The following is a 14,440-nucleotide window of genomic DNA, read 5'->3' as shown; positions in this document are numbered from 1 at the left end:
ACGCCCGTGACCTACCCTGTCGAATAGGTGCCGACCTCACCATCGGTCCGGTGCGTCCCGTGCCCGCTGCGCCCGACAACCCGCGCACCGTAAGCTGGATCACACAGGTGCGCGGATCGTGCGGATCGTCAGGAGTGAACAGTGGCCGTCGTCATGCCGGGACACCAGAACACGACCCATCCCCGTGCTTCCGCGCCCCCTCGGGACGGCCACCCCGCTTCGGGGCCCGCCCTGGTCAAGTTCCACGCCCCCGAGATCGTCTTCGGGGAGGGCTCGCTCGTCGAAGCGGCCCACGCCGCCGTCCGGCTCGGCGGTGTCCGCCCCATGCTCGTCACCGACCCGGGACTGATCGAAGCCGGCTGGGTCGACGAACTCCTGCAGCACCTGCGTGATCAGGGGGTCGACGCCACCGTGTGGGCCGGTCTCACCCCCAATCCGAAGGACCACGAGGTCGCGACCGGCCACGAGGTGTACCGGTCGCGGGGCTGCGACGTCCTCGTCGCGCTGGGCGGTGGCTCGGTGATCGACGCCGCGAAGGGCGTCGCGATCCTCGCCGCCAACGGCGGCAACATCCTCGACTACGAGGGCGTCGACCGAGCGCCGTTGCCCATCCCGCCGATGGTCATGGTGCCGTCGACGTCCGGGACGGGAGCCGACGTCTCCCAGTTCTGCGTGGTCACCGACACCGCGCGCGGCAGCAAGATCACCATCATCGGCCGGTCGCTCGTCCCCGACCTCACGGTGATCGATCCGCGACTGCTCACCACCATGCCCGACGACCTCAACGCCGCCACCGGACTCGACGCCCTCACCCACGGCATCGAGGCGTTCGTCTCCCGCGCCCACAACCCCCTCACCGACCATCACGCACTGCGGGCGGTCGGCATGGTCACCGGCACGCTCGTGCGCACGATCGACGACCCGACCTACATGCCCGCTCGCGCCACCATGGCCCAGGCCAGTCTCGAGGCCGGACTCGCGTTCACCAACGCGATCCTCGGTGCAGCCCACGCGATGAGCCATCAGGTCGGCGGTCTGCTCGACCTGCCGCACGGGGTCATCAACGGTGTGCTGCTGCCGCACGTCATCCGGTTCAACGGTGCCGACGATCCCGAGCCGTTCGTCCAGGTCGCCGCGACCCTCGGTCTGGAGGAGGCGCGCGGTGCCGCGCCCGAGGCCGTCGATGCCGTCGCGTCGCGCATCGACGCCCTCGCCCGTCAGGTGGGTGTGCCGCGCGGACTGCGCCAACTCGGCGTGCGGGAGGAAGACCTGCCGCGACTCGCCGAGGGAGCACTGCGCGACGCGTGCATGTCGACGAATCCGCGCACCGCGACCCGCGACCAGATGATCGAGTTGTTCCGGACGGCGCTGTGAGTGCTCCCGACCTGTCGGCACTGACCGGACTCCGCTCCGGGAAGTCGACCTTCTATCCGCAGTACCGCGGCGCCGCCGAACGGCTCGAACGCGTCGTCCACGCACTCGAACTGATCTCCCGGGCATTGGTGCGCACGGTCGAGGGGCCCGAGACGCTTATCTGCGCCGTCGCCGAAGCCGCTCGCGCGCACCTGAGCGCGACGTGGGTTGCCTTCGCCCTCGCCGACGGTGTCCTTCCCGATGCCGGGCCGCGCAGGCTCGTGCTCGGCCCCGACGCCACTCCCTTCCTCGTCGACAACGTCGAGGGACCGCCCCTGCCCGACGAGGTCGTGGCCCTGCTCGACGCCGTGCGTACCGGTGCCGTCGAACGTCGCGAGCTGGTCGAGAACCACCACGCGTTCGTGCCCATCGTCCTGGACGGGGGAGTCGCCGGTGCCATCGCCGCGTGGACGCCGGACCGCCGCGTCCTCGACACCACCGACCGCGCCGTTCTGTCGATCCTCGCCAGCCAGACCGCGGTCGCGCTGCAGAACTCCGCGCTCTACCAACGCGGACAACTCCTGCTCGAACGCGCCGAGCAGGCCTACCGCGACGCGAACCGCTCCGCCGCCGATCTGCAGGCACGCAACGAGGAACTCGAAGCGACCCTGAAGAAACTCGCTCTCACGCAGCGGCAGCTGGGCGTCGCCCACCGGAACCAGGCGCTCGACGAGGAACGCCACCGCATCGCGCGCGAGCTCCACGACAGCGTCACGCAGGCCGTGCTCTCGGCGGGCATGCAGATCGAGGTGTGCCGCAGCGACATTCCCGACGCCGAACGCAGCGAACGACTCGACCTCGCCAAGGAACTCACCCGCGGTGCCGTCGAGCAGTTGCGATCCGCGATCTACGCGTTGAACCGACCGTCCGATTCCGAACGGATGTCGTTGCCGGAGATGCTCGAACAGCTCAGCGTGGCCCACATGCCGGGCGAACTCGAGGTCAAGACGAGGATGGGTGGCACACCGGTCGAGTTGAGCGGCGAGGCCGAGCACGCCCTGCTCCGGATCGCCGGCGAAGCGTTGTTCAACGCGGCGGTGCACGCCAACGCGAGTCGCGTGGTGCTGCGGCTCAGTTATGGACGCGATGCGGTCCTGCTGTCGGTCGCTGACGACGGCGACGGCGACCCGGCGCGTCTGCGGGTGATGCTGCGACTCGCCGCCAACGACCTCGACGGGAGCCATCGCGGTCTCGCGAACATGCAGGCCCGCGCCCGCGAACTCGGTGGCACCCTCGAGGTGCGTCGTTCCCGGTTCGGTGGAGTGCGAATCGCGGCCCGTATCCCGTTGCAGGACAATGCTGTAGCTCAACAGGTGGGAGAACCGTCATGACCGTCACGCCGCCTCGGATGACCCCGCGGGCGCGGCCCGGCACGGTGCGCATCGCACTCGTCGACGACCACGCGATCCTCCGCCAGGGACTCCGCTCGATCCTCGATCGCGAACCGGATCTCGAAGTGGTGGGGGAGGCCTCGACGGACGTGGAGGCGCTCGCGCTCGTCGACCGCATGCGCCCCGACATCGTGCTGCTCGATCTCAAGCTCTCGGCCGGGTCGGACTTCGAGGGACTGGGATTGTGCGGGCGGCTGTCCTCGGCACACCCGGGCATCGGTCTGCTCGTGCTCACCACCTTCCTCGACGAACAACTCGTCGTGCGGGCGGTGCACGCGGGCGCGCGTGGTTACGTCGTCAAGGACGTCGACACCACCGAACTGGTGCGCGCCATCCGGGCGGTCTCTCGCGGTGAGAGCGCCTTCGACTCGCGCAGCGCGGCGGCGGTCGTACGTTCGCTCAACGGGCAGGGCACATCCGCCGAACAGTTGACCGGCCGCGAACTCGAGGTGCTGAAGCTTCTCGCCGCCGGCATGTCGAACGTGAAGATCGGTGAGCAGCTTTTCATCTCGGCCACCACCGTGAAGTTCCACGTCAGCAACATCATGCGCAAGCTAGGGGTGAGCCGCCGGGCCGAGGCGGTCTACGCCGCCAGCAAGCAGGGGCTGATCTGACCGCCTGGCCCCTTCCGACGCTCAGCTCTGCGCGGTGAGCTTGCTGCTGTAGGCCGCACCCCAGTCGTCGAGCCACGCGGCGACGGCCAACGGTTTCGCGTTCGGTGTCCGCGACGAGCGTGGCCGCGTCCGCAAATACGGCGACGGGGGACTGGCGGGTACGGACCCGACGTCCACACCGCGTCAGCGTCCGGTCGGAGCAGGCGAGTGCAATGGCACGAGTACCGACAGTGCGCCGGTATACAGGATCAGGCGCAGTAGCGGTCCGCCTCGGAGAAGCTGCCGGGTGATCTCCCGGACCCGTCGGCCCTCGTCCTCACCCGGCGGCGCGGCGAGCACGATCGCGGGACCGGAACCGGGCCGGGTCGCGGTGACGAGCAGACACTCCTCGACGGTGGTCAGTACCGGAATGTCGTTCGCACCCTCGGTCTTTCCGATCGCCACGGCGTCGTAGTCGGAGTCGTCCGCATCGTCGTGGAAGACGAGCAGCCGCACGTCCGGTCGCTCGGGGAGCGGCCGACAGTCCGTCACCACTCCGCACGACATGTCCCGCGATGCGCCGGGGCGGGGAAGGACGACGCGACGAGTCGTCCAGCCGAAGTGGCTCTCGACGATGTGGTCCATCACGCCACCTCCTTCCGTCCACACCGGGTATTCGTCGCCGGACGGGAAACGGATGGGCGGGCAGGCGGATGGCCCGGGTGGATCACCCGATGACGAGCCACCCACCGTGGTGTTCGAACACCTCGAAGGGACGCCCCGTACTGCGGCCCAGTTCCTCGAGTGCGGGCAGGTCGAAGGTGCGCACGTGTCCGTGGCAGGCCGTCGCCTCGTCCTCGAACGGCACCGCGACCACCACCCGCTGCCGGGCGATCCGCAGCGCCTCGGCGAGGATCGTGGCACCGAGGGCGTCGTCGACGTGCTCGAGCAGGTGGATCGCGGTGACTGTGTCGGCGCTGCCGTCGGGCACCGGGACGTTCGCCGCGTCGCACACGAGCGTGTCGACGTGCAGCCCGAGCCGCGGTGCGACCGCATCGAGCAGGCGCATCGTGCCGGGCAGGATGTCGGTGGCGGTGACGGTGGTGCCGGCGGCGGCGAGCCGCAGCGGCAGGAAGCCGAAACACGACCCCAGGTCGAGCACGCTCCCACGCACGAGTTCGGCGGCCCGATTATGGATGGGCGCGAAATCGGCTGTACCGTCGAGCAGTTCGCCGAGCGAGTTGCGGTAGTAGGTGACCCACGAGTCGAGGGCGCCGGGCACCGTGGAGCGGACGAGTCCCACCATCGTCAGCTCGAACTCGTCCTGACCGAACTCGATGTCCTGGATCGAGGCGGTGACCTCGGCGACGAGTCGCTCGCTGATCTGCTCGGCCGTGAGGGAATGCGTGACGTGGAGTCGGTCGTCCTCGCGCCGGACGTTCAGCGGCCCGGCGGGTACGCGTTCGACCGTCACGTGATCGTGTGTCCACCGGCCCGGGCTGCAGGGAGCGAGCGAATCGAGCAGGGTCATTGTTTCGCAACCTTTTTCGGAGGTGTGGAAGGGGGCGGTGTGGAAGGGGAGTGCGGGTCACTGTAGTCGAGACCGGCCGTCAGTGTCCCCATCCCGGTGGCCAGTAAGTCGTGCAGATCCGATCCGGGCTCGTCGAGCCACGCCTCGTAGGCGGAGATCGCGACACCGAGCAGCAGATAGCCGACGGTGCGGGGGATGTGGTCGTCGGGATCGGCCCCGATGCGACGGGCGACGAACTCGGCGACGACACGTCTCCAGCCCTGGTACATCACCGACGAATAGCCCTGCAGCGCGGGCGTGTGCAGGATGAGACCCATCCGCGCGCGGTGTCGTTCGGCCTCACTGTCGGGGAAGGTGTTGAAGTCGTGCAGGGCGGTGGTCAGCGCTTCCGAGAGCGGAACGTCCTCGGGGATCGTTTCGAGGCTCGCGCGCATGCCGGCGAGGTGTTCGTCGAAGTTTCCCCAGGCCACCTCGTTCTTCGACGGGAAGTAGCGGAAGAAGGTGCGTCGCGCGATGTCGGCCGCCTCGGCGATGTCGTCGATGCTCGTCTCGTCGAAGCCCGCCTCCATGAACAGCTCGATGCCGATTGCGGCGAGTTCCTCCTTCGTGGTGGACGGGCGGCGACCTATCCGAGCGGACGGTTTCCCGCGACTACGCGTCATTCTTCCTCCCGAAGGCGTGACATTCTGCACTCGATGCCATTACAGTGGTGAACCGTCTCACAGCGCAAGTCCCACTGTGACGACCGGCTCCGATCCAGGAGAAGAAACCGAGGAGGAAACATGTCCGATCGTGACAACGCCGTGATCGAATCCGATCTGATCGAGGAGTCCCTCGTCGAAGAGGTCTCCATCGACGGCATGTGCGGCGTGTACTGACATGACCGCGCCCGGAGCCACCGACGTGTCCCCCCTGGCAATGGACACCGAGACCGCAACGGACACCGAGATGTTCGATCCGGGTGCCGGCTGGCGGCTCCACCCGCAGGTAGCGCTTCGCCCCGAGCCGTTCGGGGCGTTGCTCTACCACTTCGGCACCCGCAAGTTGTCGTTCCTGAAGAACACCGTCATCGTCGACGTCGTCCGATCCCTCGGCGACCACGGGTCGGTGCGAGACGCGTTGCGAGCGCACGGGATCGACGAGAACGCCGAGCGGCCCTACGTGCGTGCCCTGGGCACCCTGGCCGATTCGCACATGATCGTTCCTGTCTGACGTCTGTAAGGACCAGTCCATGACCTCGCTGCTCGAACCGCCCACAACCTCCGCCCCACCGAAGGTCGGTCGCCTCGTCGACCAGTTCGAGAAGGGCCTCGACGCCCCGATCTGCCTGACCTGGGAGCTCACCTACGCCTGCAACCTTTCATGTGTGCACTGCCTGTCCTCGTCGGGCAAGCGCGACCCGCGTGAACTGTCGACCGAACAGTGCAAGGCGATCATCGACGAACTGCAGCGCATGCAGGTCTTCTACGTCAACATCGGCGGCGGCGAACCCACCGTGCGATCCGATTTCTGGGAACTCGTCGACTACGCCACCGAACACCAGGTGGGCGTGAAGTTCTCGACCAACGGTGTGCGCATCGACAAGAAGGTCGCCGCCCGGCTGGCTGCCTCCGACTATGTCGACGTGCAGATCTCCCTCGACGGCGCCACCGCCGAGGTCAACGACGCCGTGCGCGGGCCAGGTTCGTTCGCGATGGCCGTGCGTGCCCTGGAGAACCTGTCCGAGGCGGGCTTCCGCGACGCGAAGATCTCCGTCGTCGTCACCCGCCAGAATGTCGACCAGCTCGACGAATTCAAGGCTCTCGCCGACCGTTACGGCGCGACCCTGCGCATCACGCGACTGCGCCCGTCCGGCCGCGCCGTGGACGTGTGGGACGACCTGCATCCCACCCACGAGCAGCAGCGGCAGCTCTACGACTGGCTCGTCGCCCACGGCGAGGGCGTGCTCACCGGCGACTCGTTCTTCCACCTGTCCGCCTTCGGCGGCGAGGGCGGCGGCTCGCTGCCCGGACTGAACCTGTGCGGTGCGGGACGCGTGGTGTGCCTGATCGACCCGGTCGGCGACGTCTACGCGTGCCCGTTCGCGATCCACGAGAACTTCCACGCCGGAAACATCCTCACCGAGGGTGGTTTCGCGTCGGTGTGGAAGAACTCCGAGCTGTTCCGCGAACTGCGCGAACCGCAGTCCGCCGGTGCGTGCGGCTCGTGCAACTTCTTCGACGCGTGCCGCGGCGGCTGTATGGCCGCGAAGTTCTTCACCGGCCTGCCGATGGACGGACCCGATCCCGAGTGCGTGCAGGGCTACGGGCAGTCCGCGCTCGAAGCCGAGCGCACCGTGCCGCAGTCGAGCGTCGACCACTCGCGCACCGGCAAGCGCGCCGAACGGCGCACCCCGGCCGCACCGGTACCGCTGACCCTGCTCACCAAGCCCCCCGCCAAGTTCTGCGACGAGAATCCGCTCGCAGGGCTCTAGACTTTCCGAGGAGACGACCGACGATGGCCAAGCCTTCCTGGTTGAAGAATCCGTGGGCCCAGGACCCATGGTTCGAGACCGTCGCAATCGCACAGCAGCGCGCCCGTAAACGCCTGCCCAAGTCCGTCTACGGCGCACTCGTCGCCGGATCCGAGGCCGGCATCACGGCCGACGACAACACCACCGCCTTCCGCGAACTCGGGTTCGCCCCGCACGTCGCGGGACTGTCGGACAAGCGGGAGATGTCTACGACCATCATGGGACAGGATGTGTCCCTGCCCGTGATGATCTCGCCGACCGGTGTGCAGGCCGTGCACCCGGACGGTGAGGTCGCCGTGGCCCGCGCGGCCGCCGCCCGCGGCACCGCGATGGGTCTGTCGTCGTTCGCGAGCAAGTCCATCGAGGAAGTCGCGGCGGTCAACGACAAGACCTTCTTCCAGATGTACTGGGTCGGCAGCCGCGACACGCTGATCCAACGCATGGAACGTGCCCGCGCTGCGGGCGCGAAGGGTCTGATCATGACCCTGGACTGGTCGTTCTCCAACGGTCGAGACTGGGGCAGCCCCGCCATCCCGGAGCGGATGAACCTCGAGGCGATGGTCAAGTTCGCCCCCGAGGGCATCACCCGGCCCAAGTGGCTCCTCGAATGGGCGAAGACCGGTGCCGTGCCGGATCTGACCACCCCCAACCTCACGCCGCCGGACGGCCAGGCCCCGACCTTCTTCGGCGCCTACGGCGAGTGGATGACCACGCCCCTGCCCACCTGGGAGGACGTCGCGTGGCTGCGTGAGCAGTGGGGCGATGCACCGTTCATGCTCAAGGGCGTCATGCGCGTCGACGACGCCAAGCGCGCCGTCGATGCCGGGGTCACCGCCATCTCGGTGTCCAACCACGGTGGCAACAACCTCGACGGCACCCCGGCGCCGATCCGGGCCCTGCCGGCGATCGCCGAAGCGGTGGGCAAGGACGTCGAGGTGCTGCTCGACGGCGGTATCCGCCGCGGCAGCGACGTCGTCAAGGCGATCGCGCTCGGCGCCAGGGCCGTGCTCATCGGCCGCGCGTACCTGTGGGGTCTGGCCGCGAACGGTCAGGCAGGCGTGGAGAACGTCCTCGACATCCTTTCCGGCGGAATCGGTTCCGCCCTCATGGGTCTGGGCAAGAACTCGATCCACGAGCTCACCCCCGACGACGTCTTCGTGCCGGACGGCTTCCGCCGCGATCTCGGCATCTGACCGAACCGACGACATGAGCCCCGCGCTCACCGAACCGATCACCCTCGCCGGACGCACCGCTCCGTCGAGGGTGATCTTCGGTCCGCACGTCACCAATCTCGGTGACGGCCGGTCGTTCTCGGACCGTCACGTCGCGTACTACGCGCGACGTGCGCAGGGTGGGTGCGGGATCGTCGTCACGGAGACGGCGTCGGTGCACCCGTCCGACCACCCTTACGAACGCGCACCGCTGGCCGAGTACTGCGGGGACGGCTACCGGCGGATCGTCGAGGCCTGCCGTCCGCATGGCACACTCGTGCTCGCCGGCCTCGGTCATCGCGGCCTGCAGGGTTCGAGCGCGTGGACCCGGGCACCGCTGTGGGCACCCTCGCGCGTGCCGGATCCGGTGACACGCGAACTGCCTGCCGAGGCGACCGAGCGTGAAATCGCCGAGCTCGTCGAGTCCTTCGCCCGTGCTGCCGTCGTCGCCGCGGAAGCGGGTCTCGACGGAGTGGAACTCGACGCCGGACCGACCTCGCTGCTGCGGCAGTTCCTCTCCGGGCTGACCAACCGTCGCGACGACGCATACGGCACCGAACGCCTGCGGCTGCTGCGTGAGGCGATCGCCGCCGTTCGCGCGCGAATCGGCTCGGATCACATTGTTGCACTGAGACTCTCGTGCGACGAGAACGCGCCGTGGGCGGGCATCACACCCGACATCGCCGCCGGATACGTCCGCGCGATCGCATCATCGGTCGACCTGCTCACCGTGGTGCGCGGTGGATTGTTCTCACCCGAGTCGTATCGGCCCGACGCACATGTCCCCGCCGGATTCAACGACGACCTGTGCCGCCGCATCCGGGACGAGATCTCCGGATCGGTCCCGATCGCTCTGCAGGGCAGCATCGTCGACGCCGGCCACGCGCAGCGGGCCCTCTCCGACGGTGCGTGTGACCTGGTCGAGATGACCCGCGCGCAGATCGCCGACCCCGACCTCGTCGTCGCCGTCCGTCGCGGTCGTCGGCCGCGTCCCTGCGTGCGCTGCAACCAGGCGTGCCTCGTCGACGACTTCCACAATTCGATCGTGGGGTGCATCGCGAACCCGGAGGCCGGCGACGAGACACGGAACTCTCCCGGACCGGTGGACTCCGCACGCGACGTACTCGTGGTGGGTGCTGGACCCGCCGGTCTGGAAGCAGCGCGCGTGGCAGCGACGCGCGGTCACCGTGTCGTCCTGGTCGAGGCGGACGAACGGGTCGGTGGGACGATCGCCGCCGTCTCGCGCGGTGGCCGGCCCGACTTCGCTGCGCTCGTCGACTGGCTCGAACAGCAGTGCCTGGAGTCCGGCGTCGACATCCGTACCGGCACGGAAGTGAGCGCTGCCGACATCGAGAGTGCGCTCGCTGCGGGTACGGAGGTCGTGCAGGCCACCGGCGGGCTTCCACGTCCACCCTCCTTTCCGGTGACCGAGCCCGAGCGGTACGCGACCGCCGCGGAGGTGCTGTCGGGGATTCGGCCGCCTGCGTCCCGGATGGTCGTGTGGGATCCGACGGGTGGTCCGGTGGCGAGTGCCGTCGTCGACCGTTTCGTGGAGCGCGGCGCGGAGGTCCACTATGCGACGGGTGACCCGGTCGCCGGATCACGACTTGCGCCGACGGGGGACCTCGTCGCCTTCGACGTCCGCATGCAACGGGCGGGCGTGGCGAGACATCTCGGGTGCCGGGTCGGTTCGGTCGATGCCGACGGCGTCGTGCTCGTCGACCGGGTGTCCGGGGAATCCAGGCCGGTGGCGGACGCTGTCCTGGTCGACTGCGCACCCCCGTTACCGGCAGAAGTGTCCGAGTGGCCGGGATCGCGGTCGATCGGCGACCAGGTGGCCCCGAGGACCGTGCGCGAGGCCGTCCGAGAGGGATACCGGGTGGCCACGGCGCTGTAACGTGGGGCACACTGAAACGCGTTCTAATTTGGGTCTACGGAAGGGCCGACATGGGAGATTTCGACGGCAAGGTCGTCTTCATCACCGGGATCGCGCGCGGGCAGGGCCGCAACCACGCCATCCGGTTCGCGCGCGAGGGCGCGTCCGTCATCGGCGTCGACATCGCGGCCCCGGTATCGGAGTACGTGACCTACGAGCAGGCCACCGAGGACGACTTCCACGAGACGGTCCGCCTCGTGGAGGAGGCCGGCGGGAAGATCCTCGCCCGTGTCGCGGACGTGCGCGACAGTGCCGCACTGAAGGCCGTCGTCGACGAGGGCGTCGCCCAGTTCGGGCGACTCGACGTGGTGGTCGCCAATGCCGGCATCTGCAGCTGGAACCGCTTCTGGGAAATGCCCGACGACCAGTTCGAAGAGCTGATCGACATCAACCTCACCGGTGTCTTCAAGACCCTCAAGGCCGCTGCCCCCGCGATGATCGAGGCCGGTAACGGCGGATCGATCATCGTCGTCAGCTCGGTGGCGGGCCTCAAGGCGATGCCAGGCCAGATCAACTACGCGGCAGCGAAATTCGGCCTCGTCGGTATCACGCAGGCAGCGGCGAAGGAACTCGGCCCGTACCGTATCCGGGTCAACTCCATCCACCCCTACGGCGTGAACACCCCGATGGGCACCGACGTCAGCGTCCTGAAGCTGTTCGAGAAGAACCCGTCGTGGGGACCGAACTTCGTCCCCATCCTCACCGAGAAGCCTGCGGCCGACCCCGACGACATCTCGGAGACCGTGTTGTTCCTCGCGAGCGATCGGGCCTCCACGATCACCGGCAGCCAGATGGCCATCGACCAGGGCAACTCGAAGGTCTGACGGTGACGCGCACGGCGACCGGCACCGTTCCGCACGCGTCGTTGCGGATCGGTCCGGTCAGCCTGCGCAACCGCATCGTCTTCCCGGCGCACCTGACCAACTTCTCGGTCGACGGCACCGTCACCGACCGTCACATCGCGTACTACGACGCCAGAGCACGCGGCGGCGCGTCGATGATCGTCACCGAGGAGCACACCGTGCACCCCTCGGACCGGCCCTACGAGAAACTGATCCGGGGCTGGGACCCGGACATCGTCACCGGTTACCGCCGCCTCACCGACGCCGTCCACCGACACGGCACGCGGATCCTCGCGCAGCTCAACCACAACGGCGCGCAGGGCACCTCGATGTACACGGGGCAACCGCTGTGGGCGCCGAGCCCCGAGCCCGACCCGCTCTTCCGCGAGGTCCCACGCGTGATGACGGAATCCGACATCGCCGAACTCGTCGCGGGCTACGCCGACGTCGCCCGCCGCTGTGCCGAGGGCGGCTTCGACGGTGTCGAGATCCAGTGCTCCCAGGCATCCGTCCTGCGCGCTTTTCTCGCATCCGCGACGAATCGTCGCACGGACCGCTACGGCGGGGATCTCGCCGGGCGGGCCCGTCTGCTGCTCGAGGTCGTGTCCGCGGTACGGGCGGCCGTCGGGCGCGACCGTGTCGTGGGCGTGCGACTGACGGGTCACGACGGCACCGACGGCGGTGTCGGTATCGACGACGCCGTGCAGGTCGCGCGGATGCTCGAGGCGAGCAGCGACGTCGACTACCTCAACACGTCCGTGGGCGTCGCGACCGAGACGCTGCATCTGGTCGAAGCGCCGATGTCCACCCCGCACGGTTATTCCCTGTTCGTCCCCGACGCGATCCGGGCGGCGGTGTCGCTGCCGGTCGTCGGGGTCGGGCGCTTCACCCGACCCGAACAGATCGGTGCCGCGCTCGCCGACGGAGTATGCGATCTGGTCGGCGCCGTGCGCGCGCAGATCGCCGACCCGGAGTTCGCGAACAAGACCCTCTCCGGCCGCGACGACGAGATACGGCCGTGCATCGGCTGCAATCAGGAATGCATCGGACGGGTCGGGCTCAACCGTCCCATCGCGTGCGCGGTCAATCCCCAGGCCGGGTACGAATCCGACGCTCCTGCCGCGCCCGCCGTACCGCACCGGGTCGTCATCGTCGGCGGCGGACCCGCGGGTCTGCAGGCTGCGGTAACGGCTGCCGGAGAAGGACATTCGGTCACCTTGCTCGAACGGAACCGGTGCACCGGCGGCCAGATCCGTGAGGCGGCCGCAGCCCCGCACCGTGCCGAACTGCTCGGTGCGGTGACCCACCTCGACGGCGAGTGCCGCCGCAGGGGAGTGGACATCCGCACCGGTGTGACCGCCGATGCCGCGACACTGCACGCGCTCGCGCCCGACGTCGTGGTCGTCGCGACGGGCGCGCGCCCGCACCGGCCCGCCTGGGCGGGATCGTCCGCACGGGTGAGCGATGTGCGCGATGTGCTCACCGGTCGCACTGCACCCTCCGGCCGGGTCCTCGTCGTCGACGATCTCGGTTTCCACCAGGCGACCTCGGTCGCCGAACTGCTGGCGGACCGGGGATGTGCAGTGACGGTGTGCACGCCGGGAATGCTCGTGGGCCAGGACCTCGGCCTGACGCTCGAGCTCGACGGCTGGTTGCGCCGCGCCCACGACAAGCGGATCGAGCGACTCACCGGCGTCGCCGTCGGCGGTGTCGTGGACCTGCCGGACGGCGCCGAGGTTGCCCTGGTCCACCACGCGACCGGCGAACCGGCGACGCTCACGGTGGACGCGGTCGTCGTCGCCACCCATCAGGATCCCGTCGACGAGCTGTGGCAGGAGCTTTCGGCATCCGGCACGAGAGTGATCCGTGTGGGCGACGCGGTGACGCCACGCCGCCTGCACGCCGCGATCGTCGAGGGGGAGCGGGCCGCCAGGGACCTGGCTCCTACGCCTCCAGCCCGCGGCGCATGACGATGCGCGGCCAACGGTCGAGGCCGTGCTTCCGTTCCTCCGCGCGGATCCGGGTGAGAACGGGGGAGAGGGCATCGTCCGCGACCGTGTGAAAGCCGAGACGGGCGTAGTACGGGCCGTTCCACGGCACATCGCGGTAGGTGGTCAGCGTCAGCGATCCGAACCCGGCGTCCCGCGCCCACCCCGCGACGTGGTCGATCAGCTTGCGGCCGATCCCGCGACGCGCGTGATCGGGATGCACCGACACCTGCTCGATGTGGACACCGTTGTCGACGAGGTCGGCCACGAGATACGCGACCGCTCGTCCCTGCTCGTCGAACCACGCCCAGCAGCGGCCCGCGTCCCGGTGAGCGCGCAACTCCTCGACGGACGGAGGATCGTCGTCGGCGACGAACGCCATCCCGATCTCGGCGAAGGGCTTGCCCGCCGCGCGTTCGATCTCCTGCAGCACCGGCAGGTCGTCGTCGGTCGCCGGACGGATCGGGGGCAGTTCCTTGCAGTAGTACATCGCCGTCGGTGATTCTGCGTAGAGCCCGAAGCGCTCGGTCATCGGCACGTACCCGGCCTTCGCGTACAGCGCGATCGCCTCGGGTTGCTCGCTGCCCGTCTCGAGGATCATGCGACGGCGACCGGCATCGGTCGCCGTGCGCTCCAGCGCACCCAGCACCCGTGCTGCCACACCACGTCGCCGCATGCTCGCCCGCACGTACATCCGCTTGATCTCGGCATCATCGTCGCGTACCCCTCGATGCGAATGCTCCGGTGCACGCCAGCCGCCGATCCCGGCCGGAACCCCGTCGGCCACCGCCAGGAGGAACACCCCGCGTGGCGGTTCGAATTCGTGCGGCGCCAGTTCGGTGTCGTCGGGTCCGCCGTACCTCCGCACGTATTCGAGTTGGACCTCGCCGATGAGGTCCTGCACGTCCGGATCGTCCAGCGGACGAGGTTCGATCAGCACCGGGAAAGCGTACCGACCGGATCTCGGCGTCCGGGCGGACCCACCGAGACCTCCGGGTTTCGTGCACGCCCGCGAAACCCTTA

14 protein-coding genes are annotated in these 14,440 nt (G+C 68.9%); 10 read left to right on the top strand and 4 right to left on the bottom strand.

Features of this window, described 5'->3' with window-relative positions:
• Positions 1-141 precede the first annotated feature (141 nt).
• The 3 genes from AC6CID_RS01585 to AC6CID_RS01575 are packed head-to-tail and all read left to right on the top strand — an operon-like array spanning position 142 to position 3,418.
• A complete protein-coding gene (locus AC6CID_RS01585) occupies positions 142-1,374 on the top strand; it encodes an iron-containing alcohol dehydrogenase (protein WP_217579574.1) in 1,233 nt (410 codons plus the stop codon).
• On the top strand, positions 1,371-2,744 hold the full coding sequence (locus tag AC6CID_RS01580; protein WP_217579575.1) for a MadS family sensor histidine kinase: 1,374 nt from the start codon (positions 1,371-1,373) through the stop codon (positions 2,742-2,744). Before AC6CID_RS01585 ends, AC6CID_RS01580 begins: the two co-directional genes overlap by 4 nt.
• Complete coding sequence (locus tag AC6CID_RS01575) at positions 2,741-3,418, top strand: MadR family response regulator transcription factor (RefSeq protein WP_006553550.1); 678 nt, start codon at positions 2,741-2,743, stop codon at positions 3,416-3,418. The genes AC6CID_RS01580 and AC6CID_RS01575 overlap by 4 nt, the downstream gene beginning before the upstream one ends.
• Before the next feature lie 183 nt (positions 3,419-3,601).
• Here the strand turns inward: AC6CID_RS01575 and AC6CID_RS01570 are convergent, their stop codons facing one another.
• From AC6CID_RS01570 to mftR, 3 genes are all read right to left on the bottom strand, one after another.
• Positions 3,602-4,042, bottom strand: a complete 441-nt coding sequence (locus tag AC6CID_RS01570; protein WP_024101649.1) for a hypothetical protein — start codon at positions 4,040-4,042, stop codon at positions 3,602-3,604.
• Between the two features lie 82 nt (positions 4,043-4,124).
• On the bottom strand, positions 4,125-4,928 hold the full coding sequence (gene mftM / locus AC6CID_RS01565) for a mycofactocin oligosaccharide methyltransferase MftM (RefSeq protein WP_006553548.1): 804 nt from the start codon (positions 4,926-4,928) through the stop codon (positions 4,125-4,127).
• Entirely contained in the window at positions 4,925-5,590 is a 666-nt protein-coding gene (gene mftR, locus AC6CID_RS01560) for a mycofactocin system transcriptional regulator MftR (RefSeq protein WP_019291266.1), read from the bottom strand. The genes mftM and mftR overlap by 4 nt, the downstream gene beginning before the upstream one ends.
• A 120-nt stretch (positions 5,591-5,710) precedes the next feature.
• Between mftR and mftA the strand changes: the two genes are divergently transcribed.
• The 7 genes from mftA to AC6CID_RS01525 are packed head-to-tail and all read left to right on the top strand — an operon-like array spanning position 5,711 to position 13,399.
• Positions 5,711-5,806 carry a mycofactocin precursor MftA gene (gene mftA, locus AC6CID_RS01555; RefSeq protein WP_006553546.1) on the top strand — a complete coding sequence of 32 codons (96 nt, stop codon included), beginning with the start codon at positions 5,711-5,713 and terminating at the stop codon, positions 5,804-5,806.
• A 40-nt stretch (positions 5,807-5,846) separates the two neighbouring features.
• Positions 5,847-6,140 carry a mycofactocin biosynthesis chaperone MftB gene (mftB, locus tag AC6CID_RS01550; RefSeq protein WP_006553545.1) on the top strand — a complete coding sequence of 98 codons (294 nt, stop codon included), beginning with the start codon at positions 5,847-5,849 and terminating at the stop codon, positions 6,138-6,140.
• Between the two features lie 19 nt (positions 6,141-6,159).
• Positions 6,160-7,401, top strand: a complete 1,242-nt coding sequence (mftC, locus tag AC6CID_RS01545) for a mycofactocin radical SAM maturase (protein ID WP_498353492.1) — start codon at positions 6,160-6,162, stop codon at positions 7,399-7,401.
• Between the two features lie 23 nt (positions 7,402-7,424).
• On the top strand, positions 7,425-8,633 hold the full coding sequence (gene mftD / locus AC6CID_RS01540) for a pre-mycofactocin synthase MftD (RefSeq protein WP_006553543.1): 1,209 nt from the start codon (positions 7,425-7,427) through the stop codon (positions 8,631-8,633).
• A 13-nt stretch (positions 8,634-8,646) separates the two neighbouring features.
• Positions 8,647-10,548 carry a mycofactocin system FadH/OYE family oxidoreductase 1 gene (locus AC6CID_RS01535; RefSeq protein ID WP_498353491.1) on the top strand — a complete coding sequence of 634 codons (1,902 nt, stop codon included), beginning with the start codon at positions 8,647-8,649 and terminating at the stop codon, positions 10,546-10,548.
• Between the two features lie 50 nt (positions 10,549-10,598).
• Positions 10,599-11,411 carry a mycofactocin-coupled SDR family oxidoreductase gene (locus AC6CID_RS01530; RefSeq protein ID WP_024101647.1) on the top strand — a complete coding sequence of 271 codons (813 nt, stop codon included), beginning with the start codon at positions 10,599-10,601 and terminating at the stop codon, positions 11,409-11,411.
• 2 nt (positions 11,412-11,413) lie between these two features.
• Positions 11,414-13,399: a mycofactocin system FadH/OYE family oxidoreductase 2 gene (locus tag AC6CID_RS01525; protein ID WP_264721572.1), complete on the top strand. Its 1,986-nt coding sequence runs from the start codon at positions 11,414-11,416 to the stop codon at positions 13,397-13,399.
• On the opposite strand, the gene AC6CID_RS01520 is transcribed toward AC6CID_RS01525, so the two are convergent.
• Positions 13,374-14,357, bottom strand: coding sequence for a GNAT family N-acetyltransferase (locus AC6CID_RS01520; protein ID WP_071935490.1), 984 nt, complete (start codon positions 14,355-14,357; stop codon positions 13,374-13,376). The genes AC6CID_RS01525 and AC6CID_RS01520 overlap by 26 nt on opposite strands.
• Positions 14,358-14,440: the final 83 nt, after the last annotated feature.

The sequence above is a fragment of the Rhodococcus sp. GQ147 genome, from assembly GCF_059759155.1.
The sequence above is the reverse complement of the archived record's forward strand: the minus strand, read 5'-3'. Positions and strand labels throughout refer to the sequence as shown.